Genomic DNA, 19094 nt, shown 5'->3' on the forward strand with positions numbered 1-19094 from the left:
TGCAGTCTCCCCACCAGCCGTCAAGCCAACAATGAGCGTTTTAATCACCCGCCCGCTAGTTTAACTTTCATCCCTTTGGCTTCCAAAAGCTGTTTCAACAGATCCCGTTTATCACCCTGAATTTCAATAACCCCGTCTTTTATCGACCCGCCGCAGCCACATTTCTTTTTCAACTCAGCAGCGAGTTTCTCCAGCATTTCATCACTGCCATCAATACCAGTAATCAGACTCACGCCCTTTCCTTTGCGGCCACTGGTTTGACGTTGGATACGAACAATCCCATCACCTTTAGGTCGTTGCGGTTTTACCTCTGGTTCATTGATACGGCCAGTGTCAGTTGAATAAACCAGCCGGTTATTATCATTACTCATTATGCAACCTTACTCAGTGATGCCAAAATTTCACTCAGTGTTTTTTCCGGATCTGGCGATTGGGTGATCGGACGCCCTATGACCATATAATCGACGCCAACCGCGACCGCCTGTTGTGGCGTCATAATCCGACGTTGATCTCCTGCATCACTGCCTTGTGGGCGAATACCCGGCGTCACCAATTTAAAATCAGTGCCACAAACTTGCTTTAAACGCACCGCTTCATGAGCAGAACACACCACGCCATCCAAGCCACAATCCCAGGTCAATTTTGCCAGCCGCTCCGCCTGCTCCGCCGGGCTAACAGTAATGCCAATATCACGTAAATCTTCACCATCCATGCTCGTTAATACCGTTACCGCAATCAATAATGGGGCTTGCGGCCCGAAAGGCAGTAACGCCTCTTTTGCTGCGCTCATCATCCGCGCGCCACCACTGGCGTGAACATTCACCATCCAAACGCCCAGATCGGCGGCGGCGGCAACAGCATGGGCTGTGGTATTGGGAATATCGTGGAATTTCAAATCAAGGAAAACTTCAAAGCCACGCTGTTGCAGGTCACGAACAAATTGTGGGCCATATAAGGTGAACATCTCTTTGCCCACTTTTAACCGGCAATCTTGCGGATTAACACGATCCGCAAAGGCTAACGCCGCGTCTTTATTAGCATAATCCAGTGCCACAACGATCGGAGAAAATATTGAGCCACTGTTATTAGTTTGAGTTGCAGACGTCATTTTTAAGCCTTTTTCTGTCAGTTAGTCATGATAACGCTGACATTCTACAGGGTACCTCACTGAAATTACAGCGATCAGACCGCGCGGTGTTCACCCTTTGTTCAGCATAGGTTGATAGTGAGAGTCAGTTTGCGTCAATAAAATACCGCTGCCATAGCTATCATTAAGTAAAATAGTTTCAAGAAGCGTAAATTATCAATCAAAATATTTGATTTAAATGGTCAACTGTTTGTGATTTTCATTCAACAGCAATGCTATATCATTCACTCCATCGCATGACATTGGTTGTCTGCTAACGATTTAAATAAACTTCATTAAATCAAATAACACACAATAAATTGGAGCTTCACATGAAAATCATCAAATACATCGCCCCTGCATTGGTTCTCTCTTTAGCCTCATTTGCCACTATTGCTGCAACACAGATTCAGCATACTCAATCAACTGGATTGAATAAAATTGGCGCTATTTCTGCCAGCAATGCCAGTACACTGACTGATTTAGAAAATAGGCTGGCACAGCAGGCTGAAGCGGCCGGCGCTACATCTTTCCTGATTACCTCTGCTGGCGGTAATGACAAGCTACACGGCACCGCAGTTATTTATCGTTAAGTGAGTTATTCCCTCCCTGGTTAAGTCTGTGTCGCAGCTTAAAAGAGCGCTTTTGCGCTCTTTTTGCACATTCTAATGTGAATTTTTTGTGACAGCCGTGTTATCCCCTAGACAGTTCTCCTTCCCTCGCTTAGCTTGGTATTTTCCCCTAAGTTGAAGGTTATATGATGAGCGAAATATCTACCTTAACCATTAAAATCCCTCTGGAATTAAAAGAGAAAATCAAAGCGGCCGCCTTAGAAAAACAATTTTCCCTCAGTACCGAAGTATGCGAAAGATTAGAAAAAAGCTTTGAGGTTGATGTTAAAAGTAGTAAAGGCAGCCGTAAAGATGCCAAATTACATCACAGTGAGATTGATAACCAAGGTGTAGAAGAAATTTCAGAACAGCCTTTGAGTCAGAAAGAGTTGAAGAAACTGCGGCAATTATTGAAAGACGGCGTGAAAACATCTCAAAAGAAAAAATAACGTATAACCTCCTTATCTATGCCAATCGGGTGATTCACTTCACCCGATGACTCTCGCCTCCACACTCATCACTGCCCATCCAACCCTCTGATCGGTTTAACCGATGCCCATGCCCGGCAAGATGGGCAATGCCAGTAGAGGGAATGGGCTGTAAAACCACATTTGTGACAGCGATAACGCGGTTTAGTCCGAATTTGCTCCCCAACCATATCACGCAGCAATAGCAGGCTCTCTTTCGCCCGTCCTTCTTCGGCATCAGCTAAGTGATAATCCATCAACCGATAGAAAACACGCATGGTTGGATGACGTTGCAACTGGCGATTAATATAGGTTTGCGCCACATCACGGCCTTCATGCTGCTCAAGAATTTCTGCCAACATCAATTCAGCCGTGGCTCCGGTATTATCCTCAACACAACGTTTAAGGAAATTAGTCCAAGCCTCGGGTTGTTGTAAATGTTGGTAGCATTCACTCAGCATAGGTAATGCTTCGCTTACGATCTCTTTATCTTGCTCTAGCACTCGTTCCAGTGCTTCAACGCCTTTCGCGTATTCACCTTTGGCAAGATATAACCGCCCTTGCATGATAGAGACTCTGGCGCACTGTTTATCAGCAGAAGCTGCTTTTTTCAGCAACCCCATGGCCTTATCCAGATCATCACTTCCCATGGCTTGCAGCGCCAGTTCGCAATAAAAATGGGCAATTTCCAATCGCTGGTTGTCTTTACCCATTTTGACCAGTTTTTCAGCCACTTCGATGGCATTGTTCCAGTCACTGGTTGCCTGATAAATGATTAATAATTGCTGTAATGCCCCCAGCCGGAAATCTTGTTCCTCAACCAATTGGTTGAACATATCTTCTGCGCGATCATATAAACCCGCCGCCATATAATCACGGCCAAGTTGCTGAATCGCCAGTAAGCGCTGTTCAAATGTCAGGGAGGCACTCTCCATCAAGGCCTGATGGATGCGGATAGCACGGTCAACTTCACCGCGGGAGCGGAACAAATTGCCTAACGTCAGATGTGCCTCAACGGCTGAACTGTCTTCTTTTAGCATTTCAAGAAACAGATCAACCGCTTTATCCTGCTGATTGGAGAGAAGGAAGTTAACCCCGGCGACATATTCACGAGACAGACGGTTAGCATCCTGCTGCTTATCCTGCTGAGCACTTCTACGCCCCATATACCAACCATAGGCGGCAGCGACCGGTAACAGCAGAAACAGCATTTCTAGCATAGAAAATTATTCCTTGCTGACAGCGGGTGTGGCTGCAGTAACACTGGGTTCAGTTGACGGCGCAAGCTGTGCTTCAAGGCGTTTAATTTTCCGCTCTGCGCGACCCAATAAAATTCGCACACGCAGATAAAAAAGCCCGCAAATAATCCATCCCAGAACCAAACCTGCCGCAAAAAGCGTTGCCAATAACGTCGATACTCGATATTCGCCCTGAGCCAATAAATAATTAAAGGTAACGACCTGATCGTTATTTGCCCCTAACGTGACTGAAATCACGAAAATCACCAGTACTAACAAAAAAATCAGCAAATATTTCACGTTTTTTCCTAAAGGCCGAATCAACCTGATGAATTATGCCAAAAATGTGGCGTCCTTACTTAATAAATTAGCACTTCCTCACCCAGCAAAGAAACCCTACGCCAAGATAAAGCGCCGAACCGGTGCTCAATAGATATTATTTTAAGCAACTTAACTGCGAATAATAACTCATTGCTTAACTTTCCCCATGATCACGTTTTTCGATTTCCTGCTGTTCTTGCGCCACAATGGTTAATGGGCCAAACCAGCGTTGCACCAAACTGCACACAATGGCGACTAATAAAGCACTAATAAGGGTTGCAGCCATCAAATCCCGCGGCCAATGCATTCCTAATACCAGGCGGCTTATCATGACACCTTGTGCCCATAACATCAGCAAAATTACCGTTTTGTAGTGCCGCCGTGGCCATAACAATCCCACCGCCAATAATGCCCAACTGGCAGCAAAAACCGTATGTCCGGAAGGAAATGCAAAACCGGTTTCAAATTGCCAATGGTTGCTCAACCACGGTGGAATAATAGATTGGTTCTGTAGTTGTTGTTTCACTAATTCGCTACGCTCAGCACGCGGTAGCGAATAGAAAAAACGATTATCAATGTGATGTTCAGCTTCAAGCCACACCACAAATGGCCGAGGCTCCTGCACATGTTCTTTGATCAGCGATTTGAGACCTTGCCCCAATACAATCAAAGCCGTCAGAATCACCAACAACCCCACCGCAGGTTTGATTCGAAAACGCAAACACCATAAGAACCAACCGCTTAATAATACACTGGTGGCGATTCCCCAAGGGGCCGTCACTGTTTCGGTCAGCCAAAAAAGACCTTTTAGCCAGCCAACATGGTTACCGGGTTGCCACTGCCAGCCGGAAAGCCAAATAACAACGGTTGGCAGTAGCAAAATAAGTGCTCCCACTGTGATTCGTTTTGCTATATTCCACATCTGAGATCCTTTCTTGCTGGCGATATCCACAACACTTAACCTATGGTGATTGTACTAATTGCAGCTATAGCTATAACATATCAATTACGCTATCCATTGATAATATAAATAAATTTTTGTCACTGTCGAAATAAATCCCAGCCTGACATTCACTCTTACCTTCTTGCTGCTTTGTTGAACAGCAGTGAGTCAAAAGTTATGGCAATATAGCTAATAATGATCGCGGAGATACTTTTTATTTAACCTTATACCCCAATATACAGGGTATAGCGGGCATTCACGTTAGGGTGCACGACAATCTTCCTTAGGGTCTGAAGTGATAATATGAACAGCAAGATGCAGCTAAAACGTGTAGCAGAAGCCAAATTACCTACTCCTTGGGGTGATTTTCTGATGGTCGGTTTTGAAGAGCTGGCCACAGGTCATGATCATCTGGCCTTAATCTTTGGTGATATCAGCGGAGATGAGCCGGTGCTATCCCGTGTTCATTCTGAATGTCTGACGGGCGACGCTTTATTTAGTCTGCGTTGTGATTGTGGTTTTCAGTTAGAAGCCGCGCTGGCACACATTGCTGAAGAAGGCCGTGGCGTGCTGATATACCATCGTCAGGAAGGCCGGAATATTGGTTTACTGAATAAGATTAGAGCCTATGCTTTGCAGGATCTTGGGGCTGATACCGTTGAAGCCAATCACCAACTCGGCTTTGCCGCCGATGAGCGCGACTTTACCTTGTGTTCTGATATGTACAAATTACTTGGTGTCAAAGCCGTGCGTTTGCTGACCAACAACCCGAAAAAAGTTGAGATCCTGTCACAAGCGGGGATCAATATCGTCGAACGTGTTCCGCTGATTGTTGGCCAGAACCCTAAGAATGAACATTATATGGCCACTAAAGCCGCTAAAATGGGCCATTTATTAACTAAATAGCCCTGTTACTCGCGTAATCAGAAAATGCTGCTTTCAGCAAATATTAGGGTGGTCTTGCAACCACCCTTTTTATTCGCCTAATTTTTGCTGAGCATATGAAAAGTGACACCGTCACTCATCTATATCATTCATTACAGCATTTTGCGGATCACATAATGTAAAATGCCGCCATTCTCGAAGTAAACCAATTCATTGCCAGTATCGATACGACAGCGGGTATTAACTGTTTGTTGACGTCCGTCAGCATAAGTTATCGTCACGGCAACAGTCTGCCCCGGAGCTAAACTCTGCAAGCCACTGACGCTGATCGCTTCATCGCCGGTCAAGCCTAACGTTTTGCGGTCTACACCCGCTGGAAACTCCAGCGGCAGGATCCCCATGCCAATTAAATTTGAGCGATGAATACGTTCGAATGATTCAGCAATTACCACTCTTACCCCCAGCAATCGTGGCCCTTTTGCTGCCCAATCACGGCTGGAGCCGGAACCATACTCTTTACCGGCAATGACCGCCAACGGCACATTTTCTTGCTGGTAACGCATCGCCGCATCATAAATAGGCATTTCATTTTGCGATGGAATATGTCGGGTGATGCCCCCTTCAACTCCGGGTACCATTTCGTTGCGAATACGAATATTAGCAAAAGTCCCACGCATCATAACTTCATGATTACCCCGGCGGGAGCCGTAGGAGTTGAACTCCTTAATTTCTACCCCACGATCGCGCAGGTAGCGGCCTGCAGGGCTATCGAGCTTGATATTGCCGGCGGGCGAAATATGGTCGGTGGTCACTGAATCGGCTAAAATCGCCAGAATACGAGCATGGTGGATATCCTGAACCGGCTCCGGTAAGGCTTTCATATCACTAAAGAAGGGTGGTAAACGGATATATGTTGAGTCACTCTGCCAATCATAGGTAGGGGTGCTATCAACCTGAATGGCCTGCCAATCTTCATCACCATCAAATACCGCGGCATACTCCTTGCGGAACATCTCGGTTTTCACTTCTTCAACCGCTTTGGCAATCTCAAGTCCGGTTGGCCAGATATCTTTTAAATAGACCGGTTGACCATCCGGGTCATTACCCAGCGAATCCTGAGCCAGGTTGACATTCATGTTCCCAGCCAGTGCATAAGCCACCACCAGCGGCGGTGATGCCAACCAGTTGGTTTTGACTAATGGATGGATACGACCTTCAAAGTTGCGGTTACCAGAAAGTACCGCCGCCACGGTTAAGTCCCCTTCTTTGATGGCTTTTTCTATTGGGTCCGGCAATGGGCCTGAGTTACCAATACAGGTCGTGCAGCCATAACCCACTAAGTTGAAGCCCAAGCGGTCAAGATAAGGCGTTAAGCCCGCCGAATTGAGATATTCAGTGACCACTTTAGAACCAGGAGCCAGTGACGTTTTCACCCAAGGCTGGGTTTTAAGGCCTTTTTCTGCAGCTTTCTTCGCTAGCAGGCCCGCAGCCATCAGCACACTCGGATTCGATGTATTGGTACACGAGGTGATGGCGGCGATAACTACCGCGCCCTGCTGCAGCTCATGAGTTTCGCCCTCAAGAGTGAAGCCAACATGGCTGACTTTGTCTTTCTTACTGTTAACTTCCAGCTGTTCAAATGCATTAAATGCCAGAGGAACTTTAGGCAATGCTACCCGATCTTGTGGGCGTTTCGGCCCCGCCAGGCTGGCTTCTACCGTGCTCAAATCCAGCGATAACTGGCTGGTAAACACCGGCTCATCCCCTGGATGACGCCATAGTCCTTGCGCTTTGCTGTAAGCCTCAACCAAGGCTATTTGCTCATCACTGCGACCACTTAGCCGCATATAACCCAAAGTGACATCATCTACCGGGAAAAAGCCGCAAGTCGCGCCATACTCCGGTGACATATTGGCTATAGTGGCGCGATCTGCCAGCGGTAAATCAGCCAGCCCATCACCATAGAACTCAACAAACTTACCCACCACACCGTGTTTTCGCAGCATTTGCGTGACCGTCAATACCAAATCGGTCGCGGTGATCCCTTCGCGCATTTTGCCGGTCATTTTGAAACCGACCACGTCAGGGATAAGCATAGAGACCGGTTGACCCAGCATCGCTGCCTCAGCTTCAATCCCGCCGACGCCCCACCCCAGAATCCCCAAGCCATTAATCATGGTGGTGTGGGAGTCGGTACCGACCAAGGTATCTGGATAAGCAACCTGCTTACCGCCCTGCTGCTCATGCCAGACTGTTTGCCCCAGATATTCAAGGTTAACCTGATGACAAATTCCAGTACCCGGTGGGACGACACGGAAGCGGCTAAAAGCTTTTTGCCCCCAGCGCAGGAAAATATAGCGCTCGTGGTTGCGCTCCATTTCTAAGCGCACGTTTTCACCAAATGCGGCTTTATCGCCAAATTCGTCAACCGTCACTGAGTGGTCAATAACCAAATCCACCGGGGATAGTGGGTTAACCTGCGCGACGTCGCCACCCAGACGTTTCACCGCCTCGCGCATTGCCGCCAAATCCACGACTGCCGGCACACCGGTAAAGTCTTGCATCAGTACCCTAGCGGGACGATAAGCAATCTCTCTATCGGCATGACCGGTTTGTTGCCAATCGACAATAGCTTTAAGGTCTTCTGCCTTAACTTGCTCACCATCCAGATGGCGCAATAAGTTTTCCAATAACACTTTCAGTGACTTAGGTAATCGGTCGATATCCCCCAGCACTGCCGCCAATTGCGGCAGGCTGTAGTAGTGATATTCGTGGTTAAGGGCGACCAACTTAGCCATACTCGTTTTTCGCAGTTCCAACGACATAGCGCCTCCATTGTTTCTTATAAGTGCTCTAAACAACATTCATCTCAACAAGGCTATTCCCTTGAAATTATGAGGTCTAGATTAAATATAACACAAAGAAACATTAACATTTTGGCAACAATGGCGATTACTGGCAGCGATAGGTGCAAACGATGATAAGCACTCAGAGCCTGATCGAATTCAGGCGACAAATTTTGACTTCCTTTAATTATCTCTCAAGCCCCCTTTCGTCATTTCTCTCATTTCCTTAAAGTTACTGGATAATTTTTCTCCAAGTCGTTCTATTTTTTCTGTCAAGATTTCCATATCTTTATTCAAAGGTTCTATCTCAATTTCTTTAATCTTATTCATAGTGTTGGTATATGTTTTCTGTAATAAGGTTTGATACTCAGGATCACCGATCGTATACTCATGCTCATTCATTCTTTTCGAGCTAGTTATATCAACAACATCTTCTTTTAAGTTGGGTGCTGTATACTTCATATCTATTGTATTAGAGGATACAGAAAGTAATTTTGAAAAAAAGTCACATATTTTATCCCACAAACTTCTTAGATCAAATATAGGCCTCAACTCATCACTACAGCCGTGAAATTTAATCTTTAACACATTATCTTTTGTTAATATCTCACCATTAGGCGTAAATTTAACGATCAAATCCACTCTAACAAAAGGTTCATCACCCTGATATGTCTCATGTATTTCTTTTATTTCTCCGTCAGAGTTACATTCAGCATACTTATCATATTGTAGGGTATGGTGCATGATCAGATTATTTTTGACATCAAAATCAAAATTCATGGCACTCACACTTGGGTGCATAGGATAAAATCTCAACTTTTTATCTGCACGTAATTCATTCAGTTGCTTGTTAACCGCCTTATCAATCATTGGGTTTTCTATCTGTTGAGTAATTATTTCACTTAATTTAGTTAACTTATCCGCTATGGCATCATTTTCTTTTTGTAGATAACTATTTTTTATCGACATAAAATCTTCAGCGGAAACTGAAGGTTTTTTTATATCTATATTCTCTTGCGTGAATTGAGTAGCACTTAACTTATTCGGCGATAGATTATTTTCTCTTAGTGGATAGATATTATTTCTCGATATAAATCTCTCGGCGGAAGTTGGAATTTCTTTTACATCCTGATTAACCTGGTCGAATTTAATAATTGGAGAAGGAGGTGCCCCCCCTCTATCCATTTCTTTTATGCATTCATGAGCACCTTGATTTATATACGCAGGGAGTAATCTTGTTGTTATGATGTCCATTGCTGTTCTCCAATTACCATTGAATATAGCCTCTATTGGTTTAACTCGACTCTACCCAATAGTCATTGACTTCAATATAGATAAAATAAGATTAGCTGGCTTTCAATTTTTGACTAAATAAATAAAAAAACCACCTAAAACAAGGTGGCTTGAATTATTAGTACAGAAGAATCATTTCGTCGGCAATTTAATATCTTTAAACATCGCCTCAATATCATCATTCGACCGCAGGGCTACCGCTTTATCTACTACATCACGCGTTAAATGCGGTGCAAAGCGCAAAATAAAATCATACATATAACTGCGCAGGAAGGTACTGCGGCGGAAACCAATTTTGGTGGTGCTGTAAGTAAAGATATCTCGTGCATCTACCGTCACTAAATCAGGGTCTTGAATCGGGTCGACTGCCATGCTGGCGATAACCCCCACTCCCAGCCCTAACCTTACATAGGTTTTAATCACGTCTGCGTCAGTGGCAGTAAAGACAATGCGTGGTGTGAGGCCTGCGCGATTAAACGCAGTATCCAGCTCAGAACGCCCAGTAAACCCAAAGGTATAAGTCACAATAGGATAGGCGGCCAGCTCTTCAATACTGACATGTGTTTTGCCCGCTAAAGGATGATCGGGCTTCACAACCACCGCACGATTCCAGTGATAGCACGGCAGCATAATTAGGTCGTCGTACAAATGAAGTGCTTCTGTTGCAATAGCAAAATCGGCGCTCCCTTTGGAAACGGCTTCAGCGATTTGTGTTGGTGAACCTTGATGCATATGCAATGAAACACGCGGGTAGCGCTCGATAAAGCCTTTAATCACATTCGGCAGTGCATAGCGCGCCTGAGTATGGGTTGTCGCCACATACAAAGAGCCTTTATCGGGATAGGTGTGCTCACCGGCAACGGCTTTAATGGCATCAACTTTTGATAATACTTCACGGGCGATACGGATGATTTCCAGCCCTGCAGGGGTGACCTGAGTAAGATGTTTACCACTGCGGGCAAAAATCTGGATACCCAGCTCATCTTCCAGCATCCGCACCTGTTTACTGATCCCAGGTTGCGAGGTGTAAAGGCCTTCAGCGGTAGAAGATACGTTAAGGTTATGGTTAACCACCTCAACAATATAGCGGAGCTGCTGCAATTTCATATCTATACCATCCTAGGTTAAACACTGCGGGGAAAGCCACAGTTTGGTATATCGGTATCACCCGGTACACCGAGGAGTTATTCACTGAAACCCATAACTGCATGATGCCAAAGTGGTCAGTATTGACCTTATAATAACATTAGGGAATAAAAAAATATTTTATATAACCACTATATCATTTCATCAGGAACTGTATACACCCTCTCCGATAACATTGCAGCGATATTAGCGGCTTTTTTCGCCTAAATCACTGACACGTACCCACGTGTATACTTTTGCTATTAACAACCTTAGCTTTCGAGTATTAGCCTAAACAATAATCGTGTTTTTGATAAATGCAGACAGCCGTTAAAGATTGATAGTATCAACGGATTAACTAAGACTATAAAGCACTTGGATAGATTAGCCCAATAAAAAAAACCAGCCATTAAGGCTGGTTTCAGTTGCATGACTCGGTGTTTCACTTTGCAGCATAGTGGCAGTTAATCCAGTTAGATACTGCCACATGCTCAATAAGACACTTATTTTTTAGCTTCAACCCATTTGCCATCGATATAGAAAGCAGACCAACCGGTGGCTTTGCCATCTTTCTCTGACGAAACATACTGTTGTTTGGTTTTACGGCTAAAGCGCACCAGCGTTTTATTACCCTCTTTATCCGTCACTGGCGCATCGGCCAGATAACGTAATTTCTCAGGTAAACGATCCTTGAAACGCACCAACTCTTCTACCAATGGCGCACGGGTTTCGCGCGATTTAGGGAAGGTATTGGCCGCCAGGAAGACGCCTGCAGCACCATCTCGCAACACAAAATAGGCATCAGACTTTTCACAAGGTAATTCTGGCAACGGGACCGGATCTTCTTTCGGTGGTGCAACCTCACCACTGCGCAAGATTTTACGGGTATTTTTGCACTCATCATTGGTACAACCCATGTACTTACCAAAACGCCCCATTTTCAGGTGCATCTCAGAACCACATTTCTCGCACTCAACAATAGGGCCTTCATACCCTTTGATACGGAATTCGCCCTCTTCTATCTCATAACCATCACATGCCGGGTTATTACCACAAACATGCAATTTACGTTGGTTATCGATCAGATAGCTGTCCATTGCGGTGCCACATTTCTGACAGCGGCGGCGGGCGCGTAATGCGTTAGTTTCCGCATCATCCCCTTCCAGGATATTCAGAATTTCAGCATCTGGCACCAGATTAATGGTGGTCTTGCAACGTTCTTTAGGTGGCAATGCATAACCAGAGCATCCTAAGAAGACGCCAGTGCTGGCAGTACGAATCCCCATTGGACGGCTACAGGTTGGGCAATCAATACTGGTCATGACCATCTGATTTGGACGCATGCCGCCCTCTTCAGGATCTTTTTCGGCTTTTTCAAGCTGCTGACTGAATTCGGCGAAGAAACCATCCAGCACCGCTTTCCACTCAGCCTGATCGTTGGCTACCTGATCCAAACCACTTTCCATGCGCGCCGTGAAGTCGTAATTCATCAACTCGCGGAAGTTTTCTTCCAGACGGTCGGTGACGATTTCGCCCATTTTCTCGGCATAGAAACGACGGTTTTCTACTCGTACATAGCCACGATCCTGAATGGTCGAAATAATCGACGCATAGGTGGACGGTCGGCCAATGCCGCGTTTTTCTAGCTCTTTTACCAGCGATGCTTCACTGTATCGAGCCGGTGGCTTGGTGAAGTGCTGGCTTGGAATAAGCTTTTGTAAATCCAAGTTACTACCCACTTCAATCACGGGTAAGGTGCGGTCTTCATCACCTTTGCGCAGTGCGGGCATCACCTTGGTCCAACCATCAAACCGCAAGGTACGGCCTTTAGCACGCAGTTGGAAATCGCCTGCCTGCACCGTCAGTGTGGTGGAATCATACTTGGCCGGTGTCATCTGACAGGCTACAAACTGACGCCAAATCAGCTGATACAGCTTCTGGGCATCGGCTTCCATATCTTTTAACTGTTCAGCCAGCACATTCACATCAGAAGGACGAATAGCTTCATGCGCTTCTTGTGAGTTCTCTTTGCTGCTGTACTGATTTGGCGCGGATGGCAAATATTTATCGCCAAAATTATCGCCAATATAGCCACGCACCATCGTCAGTGCATCCTGACTCAAATTGGTGGAGTCAGTACGCATATAGGTAATATGCCCCGCTTCATACAAGCGCTGCGCCATCATCATGGTTTTCTTCACACCAAAACTCAGGCGGGTACTGGCAGCCTGTTGCAAGGTAGAAGTAATAAATGGTGCACCCGGCTTGCTGCTGGTCGGCTTATCTTCACGATCCAGCACTTTATAGCGGGCATTTTCCAGCAGTTTAAGCGCGGCGTGAGTTTGCTCGCGATTTACCGGTTTAAATGGCTTGTCGTGGGCATGGGTGACTTCCATTTGAATAGGAACTTCACCCTTTGCCAGCAAGTCGGCATGCAATTCCCAATACTCTTCAGGAACGAATGCTTTGATGTCGCGCTCGCGCTCAACCACCAAACGCACCGCAACCGACTGTACGCGCCCTGCTGATAAGCCACGGGCAATCTTTTTCCACAGCAGTGGCGAAACCATATAACCCACTACCCGGTCCATAAAGCGACGGGCTTGCTGGGCATTAACCCGGTTGATATTCAATTCACCAGGTTGATTAAACGCCTGTTGAATGGCGTTCTTGGTAATTTCGTTAAATACCACACGGCTAAAACGCTTATCGTCACCACCAATCACTTCCCGCAAATGCCAGGCAATGGCCTCTCCTTCGCGGTCAAGGTCGGTTGCGAGATAGATGTGGTCGGCGTTTTCAGCTAATGCTTTAAGCTCGGCAACCACTTTCTCTTTGCCGGGCAAAATTTCATACTGCGCTTTCCAGCCATGATAAGGATCGACACCCATACGGTTAACTAAGGCAACTTTTTCGTCTTTCTTGACTTTAGTCTTGGGTTTGTCGGCTTTCTTGGCTTTATCTTCAGTTGAGTTAGCGCTCTTCTTACTGGCTGAGCCACTGGTCGGCAAATCACGAATGTGACCGACACTGGACTTAACCACGTAGTCATTCCCTAAGTATTTATTAATAGTTTTGGCTTTTGCCGGGGACTCAACTATTACGAGAGCTTTACCCATAATTACCTTTACCTAAATTATTTCTTCTAAAAGAAGGTTTTTATCTTGCCGTACCGCAGCATTCTGTATCTCTTTTTTATATTGCGGTACTTTCTCAGGAGATCAACCTGTTTTTTTGATCGGAGCTACAAAAGAGTCATGCCAAACAGGCCTGACTACCCTGCAAAATCGTTGCCTATGTTCAGAACAACAGTTGTGAATTCCGCACCACTTATAGCATCAAGAAAACCGATGGCGTCAACAAAACCTTCCACCTAATAGTATAAAATCCCACACTGTACCTGATAAAAAGCGCCACGCAACCTAATTAGCTCGTAATCTGAATTTATCCAACTGTGGTGATAAAGCCACCAATGGCTCGAATAAACCTTAGTCGGTTTGCGAACAAATGCTAACCCGCAGTACAATAGGTAAGAGAAATTACCTTGTTTTGAGGAAATATGATTGTTGTGAGGAAATATAATGTTCGTAAACACAGCACCTATTGAGCGTAATAAATTGTTGGCAGAAGCTAATGAGATTATTCGCCAACATGAAGATTATCTGCAAGGTATGCAGGCCACAGAAGTTGAGCAAAAAGGTTCAGTATTAGTATTTCGCGGCGAATTCTTCCTCGACCCAGAGGGTTTACCAACGGCAAAAACGACTGCGGTATTTAATATGTTTAAACATCTGGCGCACGTTTTGTCTGCTAAATATCATTTAATCGATTAATAGCAGATTGCTCTACTTTTTATTGCTTCCTGGTTTAGCTATTGAGCAAAAAGTAACAGGGGGCTAAGCCCCCTGCTTTTATCCTACAACATTGATGTCATATCAGGTTATAGCAGTGGTTTTTCACCCCGCTGCCACCAGCGCAATAATAAGCGGTCAACACTTTCTGCCGCGCTACCGGTGAAACGATCCATGAGACGTTTACGGCGAGAATAACGAACACCAATGACTTCATGGTTATCCATTTCAGCTATCAGTAAATCATCACTGGTACCAATAGCATCGACCAATCCTTTCTCTTTGGCTTGTGTCCCAAACCAATGTTCACCGGTTGCAACAGCATCAATGTCCAAAGAGGGGCGCTGCTGCTGAACGAACTGCTTGAATAACAGATGTGTTTCATTCAGATCTTCGCGGAATTTCTCACGCCCTTGTTCAGTATTTTCACCAAATAACGTGAGAGTCCGCTTAAATTCACCCGCAGTATGCAGCTCTACATCAATATCATTCTTTTTCAGTAAACGATGGAAGTTAGGTATCTGTGCAACCACACCGATAGAACCGATAATCGCAAAAGGCGCGCTTATAATGCGGTCAGCCACACAGGCCATCATATACCCCCCGCTGGCAGCCACTTTATCTACCGCCACCGTCAGACGTATGCCCTTATGGCGCAAACGTTCCAACTGGGAAGCCGCCAGACCATAGCCATGAACCACGCCTCCCGGACTTTCGAGCCGAAGTAACACTTCATCCTGTGCAGTGGCTACCGCGAGTACCGCCGAAATTTCTTCGCGCAGTGAGGTCACTTCATGTGCATCAATGCTACCTTTAAAATCAATCACATACAGACAGGGCTTCCCTGTCGCCACGGCGCCCGCTTTGGCTCGCTGTTTTTTGAGTTTTTGATCGGATTTTTGCTGTTTTTTAAATTCTTTGTTCCAGGCTTTTTGTTCAGCATGATTCATGCGCGCCAACCGCATTTCACGCTGCATTTCCTTATATTGCTCCCCCAGGTCAACCAGATTAAGTTCTCCCCGTTGCCCTTGTTTTCTCATTCCTTGGCTGACAATCAGTAATACTACCGCACCAATCGCAACCACAATGGTCACCACCTTCGCGAGAAACAGTCCGTACAGAGAAAATAACTCCACAAATACCGCCTTTATTCATCTGCTATTAAAGAGATACCTGCATTCTAGCGAACCCATAGGCCGCCGTCTTGCGCAAATGAAAAATTGCATTGGTTTCGCTTAAATATAAGAATGTAAGAGATATCGCGGCATGCAAAAATCAAAACCCTGCCGCCAGAAAGAGGAATAATTATGCATTACCAACCTAAAGATGACCTGCTCGATAATCGTACTATTCTCGTTACGGGAGCAGGCGATGGTATCGGTCGCGAAGCGGCGCTGACTTACGCACGTTTTGGTGCGCGTTTGGTTCTGGTGGGCAGAACAGAAAGTAAGCTCGTTGCGGTGCAGCAGCAAATTGCCGAAGCCGGTGGCCATCCCGCTTTGGTTATGGTGTTAGACCTCCTGCATGCAACACTGCAAGATTGCCAGCAATTGGCTCAGACTCTCAGCAGTCAAATATCACATTTAGACGGCGTTTTGCACAATGCCGGCTTATTGGGTGATGTTGTCCCAATGTGCGATCAAAATATCGCAGTCTGGCAAGATGTTATGCAAGTGAATGTCAATGCAACTTTTATGCTAACTCAAGCACTTTTGCCATTACTGCTTAAATCTCCCAGCGCCTCTTTGGTGTTCACCAGTTCCAGTGTCGGTCGCCAAGGGCGTGCTGAATGGGGGGCTTACGCAGTATCAAAATTCGCCACTGAAGGTATGATGCAGGTGCTGGCGGAGGAATATAAACACAGTAATCTGCGAGTTAATTGCATTAATCCCGGCGGGACCCGTACTCAAATGCGGGCGAGTGCTTTCCCAGACGAAAACTCTGACAAGTTAAAAACACCCGCTGATATTATGCCACTGTATCTCTACCTAATGGGCGATGATAGCCGGAGAAAGACCGGTATTAGCTTCGATGCACAACCAGGCCGTAAAGCCGGCCCCGCTGAATAAAGGAAAGTTTTATGTCTGAAGAACGCCATCAGCAGCGCCAACAAAAAATAAAAGAAAAAGTTGAATCTCGAGTTGCTGCCGCACAGGAAACTCGCGGTATTTTGATTGTCTTTACCGGCAATGGTAAAGGCAAAACGACTGCCGCATTTGGGACGGTAACCCGTGCGGTAGGCCATGGTTTGAAAGCCGGGGTTATACAGTTTATAAAAGGCGAATGGCCAAATGGTGAAAAAAATCTTCTGCAGCAACATGGGGTTGAATTTCAAGTAATGGCGACCGGGTTTACCTGGAATACGCAGAACAGAGAAACAGATACCGCTGCCTGTCAGGGGGTTTGGCAACACGCCTTGCGTATGTTAGCTGACCCCACGCTGGACTTAGTGGTATTGGATGAGCTGACATATATGGTGGCTTATGACTATCTACCACTGGATGAGGTTGTTAATGCACTAAAACAGCGACCCGCACATCAAACTGTCATTATTACCGGTCGTGGCTGTCATCGAGACTTGTTGGAATTAGCCGATACTGTCAGTGAATTGCGCCCAGTCAAACATGCATTTGATGCCGGAGTTAAAGCTCAACAAGGTATTGATTGGTAATTAATAGTACCCCACGATAGAAATAAGATGCCGCGGCACAAAGCCGGCGGCATTTATCTTTCAATAACGTCCTAATATCGCTAACAGATAATACCTATTGTCCCTCACCTGAGAAAAGTACCGGCATATTGGCAGGCGTTAATATTCCCATGGCAGGTGTTAGAGTTCCCATCGCCGGGGTAATCTCACTCGACGGTTGTGTCTTTTGTTGTGTGCTACCAAAGTAGCAGAGAGTTTTCCACGGCTGTGAAAGAGGGCTACAAGTCTTTTCACAAATATCACCGTAGTGGGAGTGAGGACCACTGCAAGCATAAGTCATTGAGGAAAATCCGGTACCAACAACAAATAAGATTGCTGCGCTGGTGGTTAACAAAGATTTTTTCATGGTAATGCTCCTTAGATTTTAAATCTGATGGGGTTATCCCCCAAGAGCACTGTAGCCATTTGGAATATCATAAGGCCAGGGGTATCTGGTGATGGTTTATAGTAGGTTTACACTGTTAAATCTTTTTTTATAGAAAATTTATTCTTTCAAAAGAAACTAAGTCAGTTTTTTATACTTTCAGCGGAAAAATGAAATATATGAGAAGTGGAAAATAGAGTGACATTGGGGAATGAATAATGGGAAGAAAGGGATTTCTTCCCATTTTGGCGATTACCCGCGCTTGTTGGACCCGCGACGCCCAGCCGTTGTTGCTGGTGCGGCACTACCTACATTTTGACGGGAAGAGCTTTTACGCGCTGAACCTTGGCGACCAGCGACCTGACGGCCAGCCACTTCAGTATGGCGTTTAACTGCACGACGGATCTGATTTGCTTTCACCCGGCGTCTGTCTTTCTCCACAGGCAACTTGCTGACTGTTTCAGAATCGAGTTCAACCAGTTCACGCAGATAGTTGGTCGCGTTCAGATCTAATTCAGTCCAGCCCCCACGTGGCAGGCCTTTTGGCAAATTGATATCGCCATAACGAACACGAATCAGACGACTCACTTGCACCCCAACAGCTTCCCATAAACGGCGAACTTCACGGTTACGCCCTTCGGTCAAAGTGACGTTATACCATTGGTTAATCCCTTCACCGCCTTGGAACTTAATGGTGCGGAATGCCGCAGGACCATCTTCCAATTGCACACCACGGCTCAGTTGTTTGATTTTTTCATCATCAATTTGACCAAATACCCGTACCGCATATTCGCGCTCAACTTCACGGCTCGGATGCATCAGACGGTTGGCCAATTCACCATCGGTGGTGAACAATAATAAGCCGGAGGTATTAACATCCAAACGACCTACCGCTACCCAGCGCGAACCACGCAGTTTAGGCAGACGATCAAATACCGTTGGACGACCTTCAGGATCATTACGAGTGCAGAGCTCACCTTCTGGCTTGTAATACGCCAGAACTCGGCAGACAGCTTCTTCAGATTCTTTAATAGAAAGAAGATGGCCATCCAGACGAATTTTAGTAGCCTGAGTGACTTCAACACGATCACCCAACTTTGATATTTTACCATCAACGCTGACGCGGCCCTGCTGAATGATTGTTTCGATTTCCCGACGAGAACCATGACCGGCTCGTGCCAAGATTTTCTGTAATTTTTCACCCACAATTTTATCGCCCTGTGGTTTAGGGCTTTGTGGCTTTGAGTTTGGTAATTGTTGGTCTTCTGACTTCTCGCTCATTGAGCAACCTCTAATGTCGCCTTCACAGGCGTC

The 19094-nt window shown here is 45.8% G+C and carries 18 protein-coding genes; 6 read left to right on the plus strand and 12 right to left on the minus strand.

What is annotated here, in order from left to right:
• Nucleotides 1–44: 44 nt before the first annotated feature.
• On the minus strand, nt 45–371 hold the full coding sequence (yciH, locus tag DJ58_RS19385; protein WP_032911879.1) for a stress response translation initiation inhibitor YciH: 327 nt from the start codon (nt 369–371) through the stop codon (nt 45–47).
• Nucleotides 371–1108, minus strand: coding sequence for an orotidine-5'-phosphate decarboxylase (pyrF, locus tag DJ58_RS19380; protein WP_004712124.1), 738 nt, complete (start codon nt 1106–1108; stop codon nt 371–373). Before pyrF ends, yciH begins: the two co-directional genes overlap by 1 nt.
• Nucleotides 1109–1458: 350 nt before the next feature.
• Here pyrF and bhsA point away from each other — a divergent pair, with 350 nt between their 5' ends.
• Complete coding sequence (gene bhsA, locus DJ58_RS19375; RefSeq protein ID WP_004712126.1) at nt 1459–1719, plus strand: multiple stress resistance protein BhsA; 261 nt, start codon at nt 1459–1461, stop codon at nt 1717–1719.
• 167 nt (nt 1720–1886) lie between these two features.
• Entirely contained in the window at nt 1887–2186 is a 300-nt protein-coding gene (locus DJ58_RS19370) for a hypothetical protein (protein ID WP_032911880.1), read from the plus strand.
• A 68-nt stretch (nt 2187–2254) separates the two neighbouring features.
• Here DJ58_RS19370 and lapB read toward each other — a convergent pair whose 3' ends face one another.
• The 3 genes from lapB to pgpB form a co-directional block, all read right to left on the minus strand.
• The gene (gene lapB, locus DJ58_RS19365) at nt 2255–3424 is read right to left on the minus strand and encodes a lipopolysaccharide assembly protein LapB (protein ID WP_004712128.1); all 1170 of its coding nucleotides are present in this window, start codon (nt 3422–3424) and stop codon (nt 2255–2257) included.
• 6 nt (nt 3425–3430) lie between these two features.
• On the minus strand, nt 3431–3742 hold the full coding sequence (locus DJ58_RS19360; protein ID WP_004712130.1) for a LapA family protein: 312 nt from the start codon (nt 3740–3742) through the stop codon (nt 3431–3433).
• 175 nt (nt 3743–3917) lie between these two features.
• Entirely contained in the window at nt 3918–4685 is a 768-nt protein-coding gene (gene pgpB, locus DJ58_RS19355) for a phosphatidylglycerophosphatase B (protein WP_032911882.1), read from the minus strand.
• A 336-nt stretch (nt 4686–5021) separates the two neighbouring features.
• Here pgpB and ribA point away from each other — a divergent pair, with 336 nt between their 5' ends.
• A complete protein-coding gene (gene ribA / locus DJ58_RS19350; RefSeq protein ID WP_032911883.1) occupies nt 5022–5612 on the plus strand; it encodes a GTP cyclohydrolase II in 591 nt (196 codons plus the stop codon).
• Between the two features lie 131 nt (nt 5613–5743).
• On the opposite strand, the gene acnA is transcribed toward ribA, so the two are convergent.
• From acnA to topA, 4 genes are all read right to left on the minus strand, one after another.
• Nucleotides 5744–8416: an aconitate hydratase AcnA gene (acnA, locus tag DJ58_RS19345; RefSeq protein ID WP_004712138.1), complete on the minus strand. Its 2673-nt coding sequence runs from the start codon at nt 8414–8416 to the stop codon at nt 5744–5746.
• 204 nt (nt 8417–8620) lie between these two features.
• Nucleotides 8621–9691, minus strand: coding sequence for a hypothetical protein (locus DJ58_RS22120; protein ID WP_004712141.1), 1071 nt, complete (start codon nt 9689–9691; stop codon nt 8621–8623).
• Nucleotides 9692–9862: 171 nt separating this feature from the next.
• Entirely contained in the window at nt 9863–10837 is a 975-nt protein-coding gene (gene cysB, locus DJ58_RS19340; RefSeq protein WP_004712144.1) for an HTH-type transcriptional regulator CysB, read from the minus strand.
• 521 nt (nt 10838–11358) lie between these two features.
• Nucleotides 11359–13974, minus strand: a complete 2616-nt coding sequence (gene topA, locus DJ58_RS19335) for a type I DNA topoisomerase (protein ID WP_004712146.1) — start codon at nt 13972–13974, stop codon at nt 11359–11361.
• Between the two features lie 462 nt (nt 13975–14436).
• On the opposite strand from topA, the gene DJ58_RS19330 reads away from it, so the two are divergent.
• A complete protein-coding gene (locus DJ58_RS19330) occupies nt 14437–14688 on the plus strand; it encodes a YciN family protein (RefSeq protein WP_004712148.1) in 252 nt (83 codons plus the stop codon).
• Nucleotides 14689–14795: 107 nt separating this feature from the next.
• On the opposite strand, the gene sohB is transcribed toward DJ58_RS19330, so the two are convergent.
• Nucleotides 14796–15842, minus strand: coding sequence for a protease SohB (gene sohB, locus DJ58_RS19325; RefSeq protein ID WP_032911886.1), 1047 nt, complete (start codon nt 15840–15842; stop codon nt 14796–14798).
• Between the two features lie 171 nt (nt 15843–16013).
• On the opposite strand from sohB, the gene DJ58_RS19320 reads away from it, so the two are divergent.
• Both DJ58_RS19320 and cobO read left to right on the plus strand, forming a co-directional pair.
• Nucleotides 16014–16775, plus strand: a complete 762-nt coding sequence (locus DJ58_RS19320; protein WP_004712153.1) for a YciK family oxidoreductase — start codon at nt 16014–16016, stop codon at nt 16773–16775.
• 11 nt (nt 16776–16786) lie between these two features.
• A complete protein-coding gene (cobO, locus tag DJ58_RS19315; RefSeq protein WP_004712155.1) occupies nt 16787–17377 on the plus strand; it encodes a cob(I)yrinic acid a,c-diamide adenosyltransferase in 591 nt (196 codons plus the stop codon).
• 94 nt (nt 17378–17471) lie between these two features.
• On the opposite strand, the gene DJ58_RS19310 is transcribed toward cobO, so the two are convergent.
• Complete coding sequence (locus DJ58_RS19310; RefSeq protein ID WP_004712157.1) at nt 17472–17762, minus strand: hypothetical protein; 291 nt, start codon at nt 17760–17762, stop codon at nt 17472–17474.
• 270 nt (nt 17763–18032) lie between these two features.
• Entirely contained in the window at nt 18033–19061 is a 1029-nt protein-coding gene (rluB, locus tag DJ58_RS19305) for a 23S rRNA pseudouridine(2605) synthase RluB (protein ID WP_004712159.1), read from the minus strand.
• Nucleotides 19062–19094 lie beyond the last annotated feature (33 nt).

The organism is Yersinia frederiksenii ATCC 33641 (assembly GCF_000754805.1).
Taxonomy (GTDB): Bacteria; Pseudomonadota; Gammaproteobacteria; order Enterobacterales; family Enterobacteriaceae; genus Yersinia; species Yersinia frederiksenii.

Excerpts from the sequence above, each read along its gene's own strand:
- topA (WP_004712146.1), bottom strand. The coding sequence starts at position 13,974 with ATGGGTAAAGCTCTCGTAATAGTTGAGTCCCCGGCAAAAGCCAAAACT.
- ribA (WP_032911883.1), top strand. The coding sequence starts at position 5,022 with ATGCAGCTAAAACGTGTAGCAGAAGCCAAATTACCTACTCCTTGGGGT.
- pyrF (WP_004712124.1), bottom strand. The coding sequence starts at position 1,108 with ATGACGTCTGCAACTCAAACTAATAACAGTGGCTCAATATTTTCTCCG.
- DJ58_RS19330 (WP_004712148.1), top strand. The coding sequence starts at position 14,437 with ATGTTCGTAAACACAGCACCTATTGAGCGTAATAAATTGTTGGCAGAA.
- acnA (WP_004712138.1), bottom strand. The coding sequence starts at position 8,416 with ATGTCGTTGGAACTGCGAAAAACGAGTATGGCTAAGTTGGTCGCCCTT.
- DJ58_RS19370 (WP_032911880.1), top strand. The coding sequence starts at position 1,887 with ATGAGCGAAATATCTACCTTAACCATTAAAATCCCTCTGGAATTAAAA.
- pgpB (WP_032911882.1), bottom strand. The coding sequence starts at position 4,685 with ATGTGGAATATAGCAAAACGAATCACAGTGGGAGCACTTATTTTGCTA.
- DJ58_RS19310 (WP_004712157.1), bottom strand. The coding sequence starts at position 17,762 with ATGAAAAAATCTTTGTTAACCACCAGCGCAGCAATCTTATTTGTTGTT.
- cobO (WP_004712155.1), top strand. The coding sequence starts at position 16,787 with ATGTCTGAAGAACGCCATCAGCAGCGCCAACAAAAAATAAAAGAAAAA.
- bhsA (WP_004712126.1), top strand. The coding sequence starts at position 1,459 with ATGAAAATCATCAAATACATCGCCCCTGCATTGGTTCTCTCTTTAGCC.
- rluB (WP_004712159.1), bottom strand. The coding sequence starts at position 19,061 with ATGAGCGAGAAGTCAGAAGACCAACAATTACCAAACTCAAAGCCACAA.
- DJ58_RS22120 (WP_004712141.1), bottom strand. The coding sequence starts at position 9,691 with ATGGACATCATAACAACAAGATTACTCCCTGCGTATATAAATCAAGGT.
- cysB (WP_004712144.1), bottom strand. The coding sequence starts at position 10,837 with ATGAAATTGCAGCAGCTCCGCTATATTGTTGAGGTGGTTAACCATAAC.
- DJ58_RS19320 (WP_004712153.1), top strand. The coding sequence starts at position 16,014 with ATGCATTACCAACCTAAAGATGACCTGCTCGATAATCGTACTATTCTC.
- yciH (WP_032911879.1), bottom strand. The coding sequence starts at position 371 with ATGAGTAATGATAATAACCGGCTGGTTTATTCAACTGACACTGGCCGT.
- lapB (WP_004712128.1), bottom strand. The coding sequence starts at position 3,424 with ATGCTAGAAATGCTGTTTCTGCTGTTACCGGTCGCTGCCGCCTATGGT.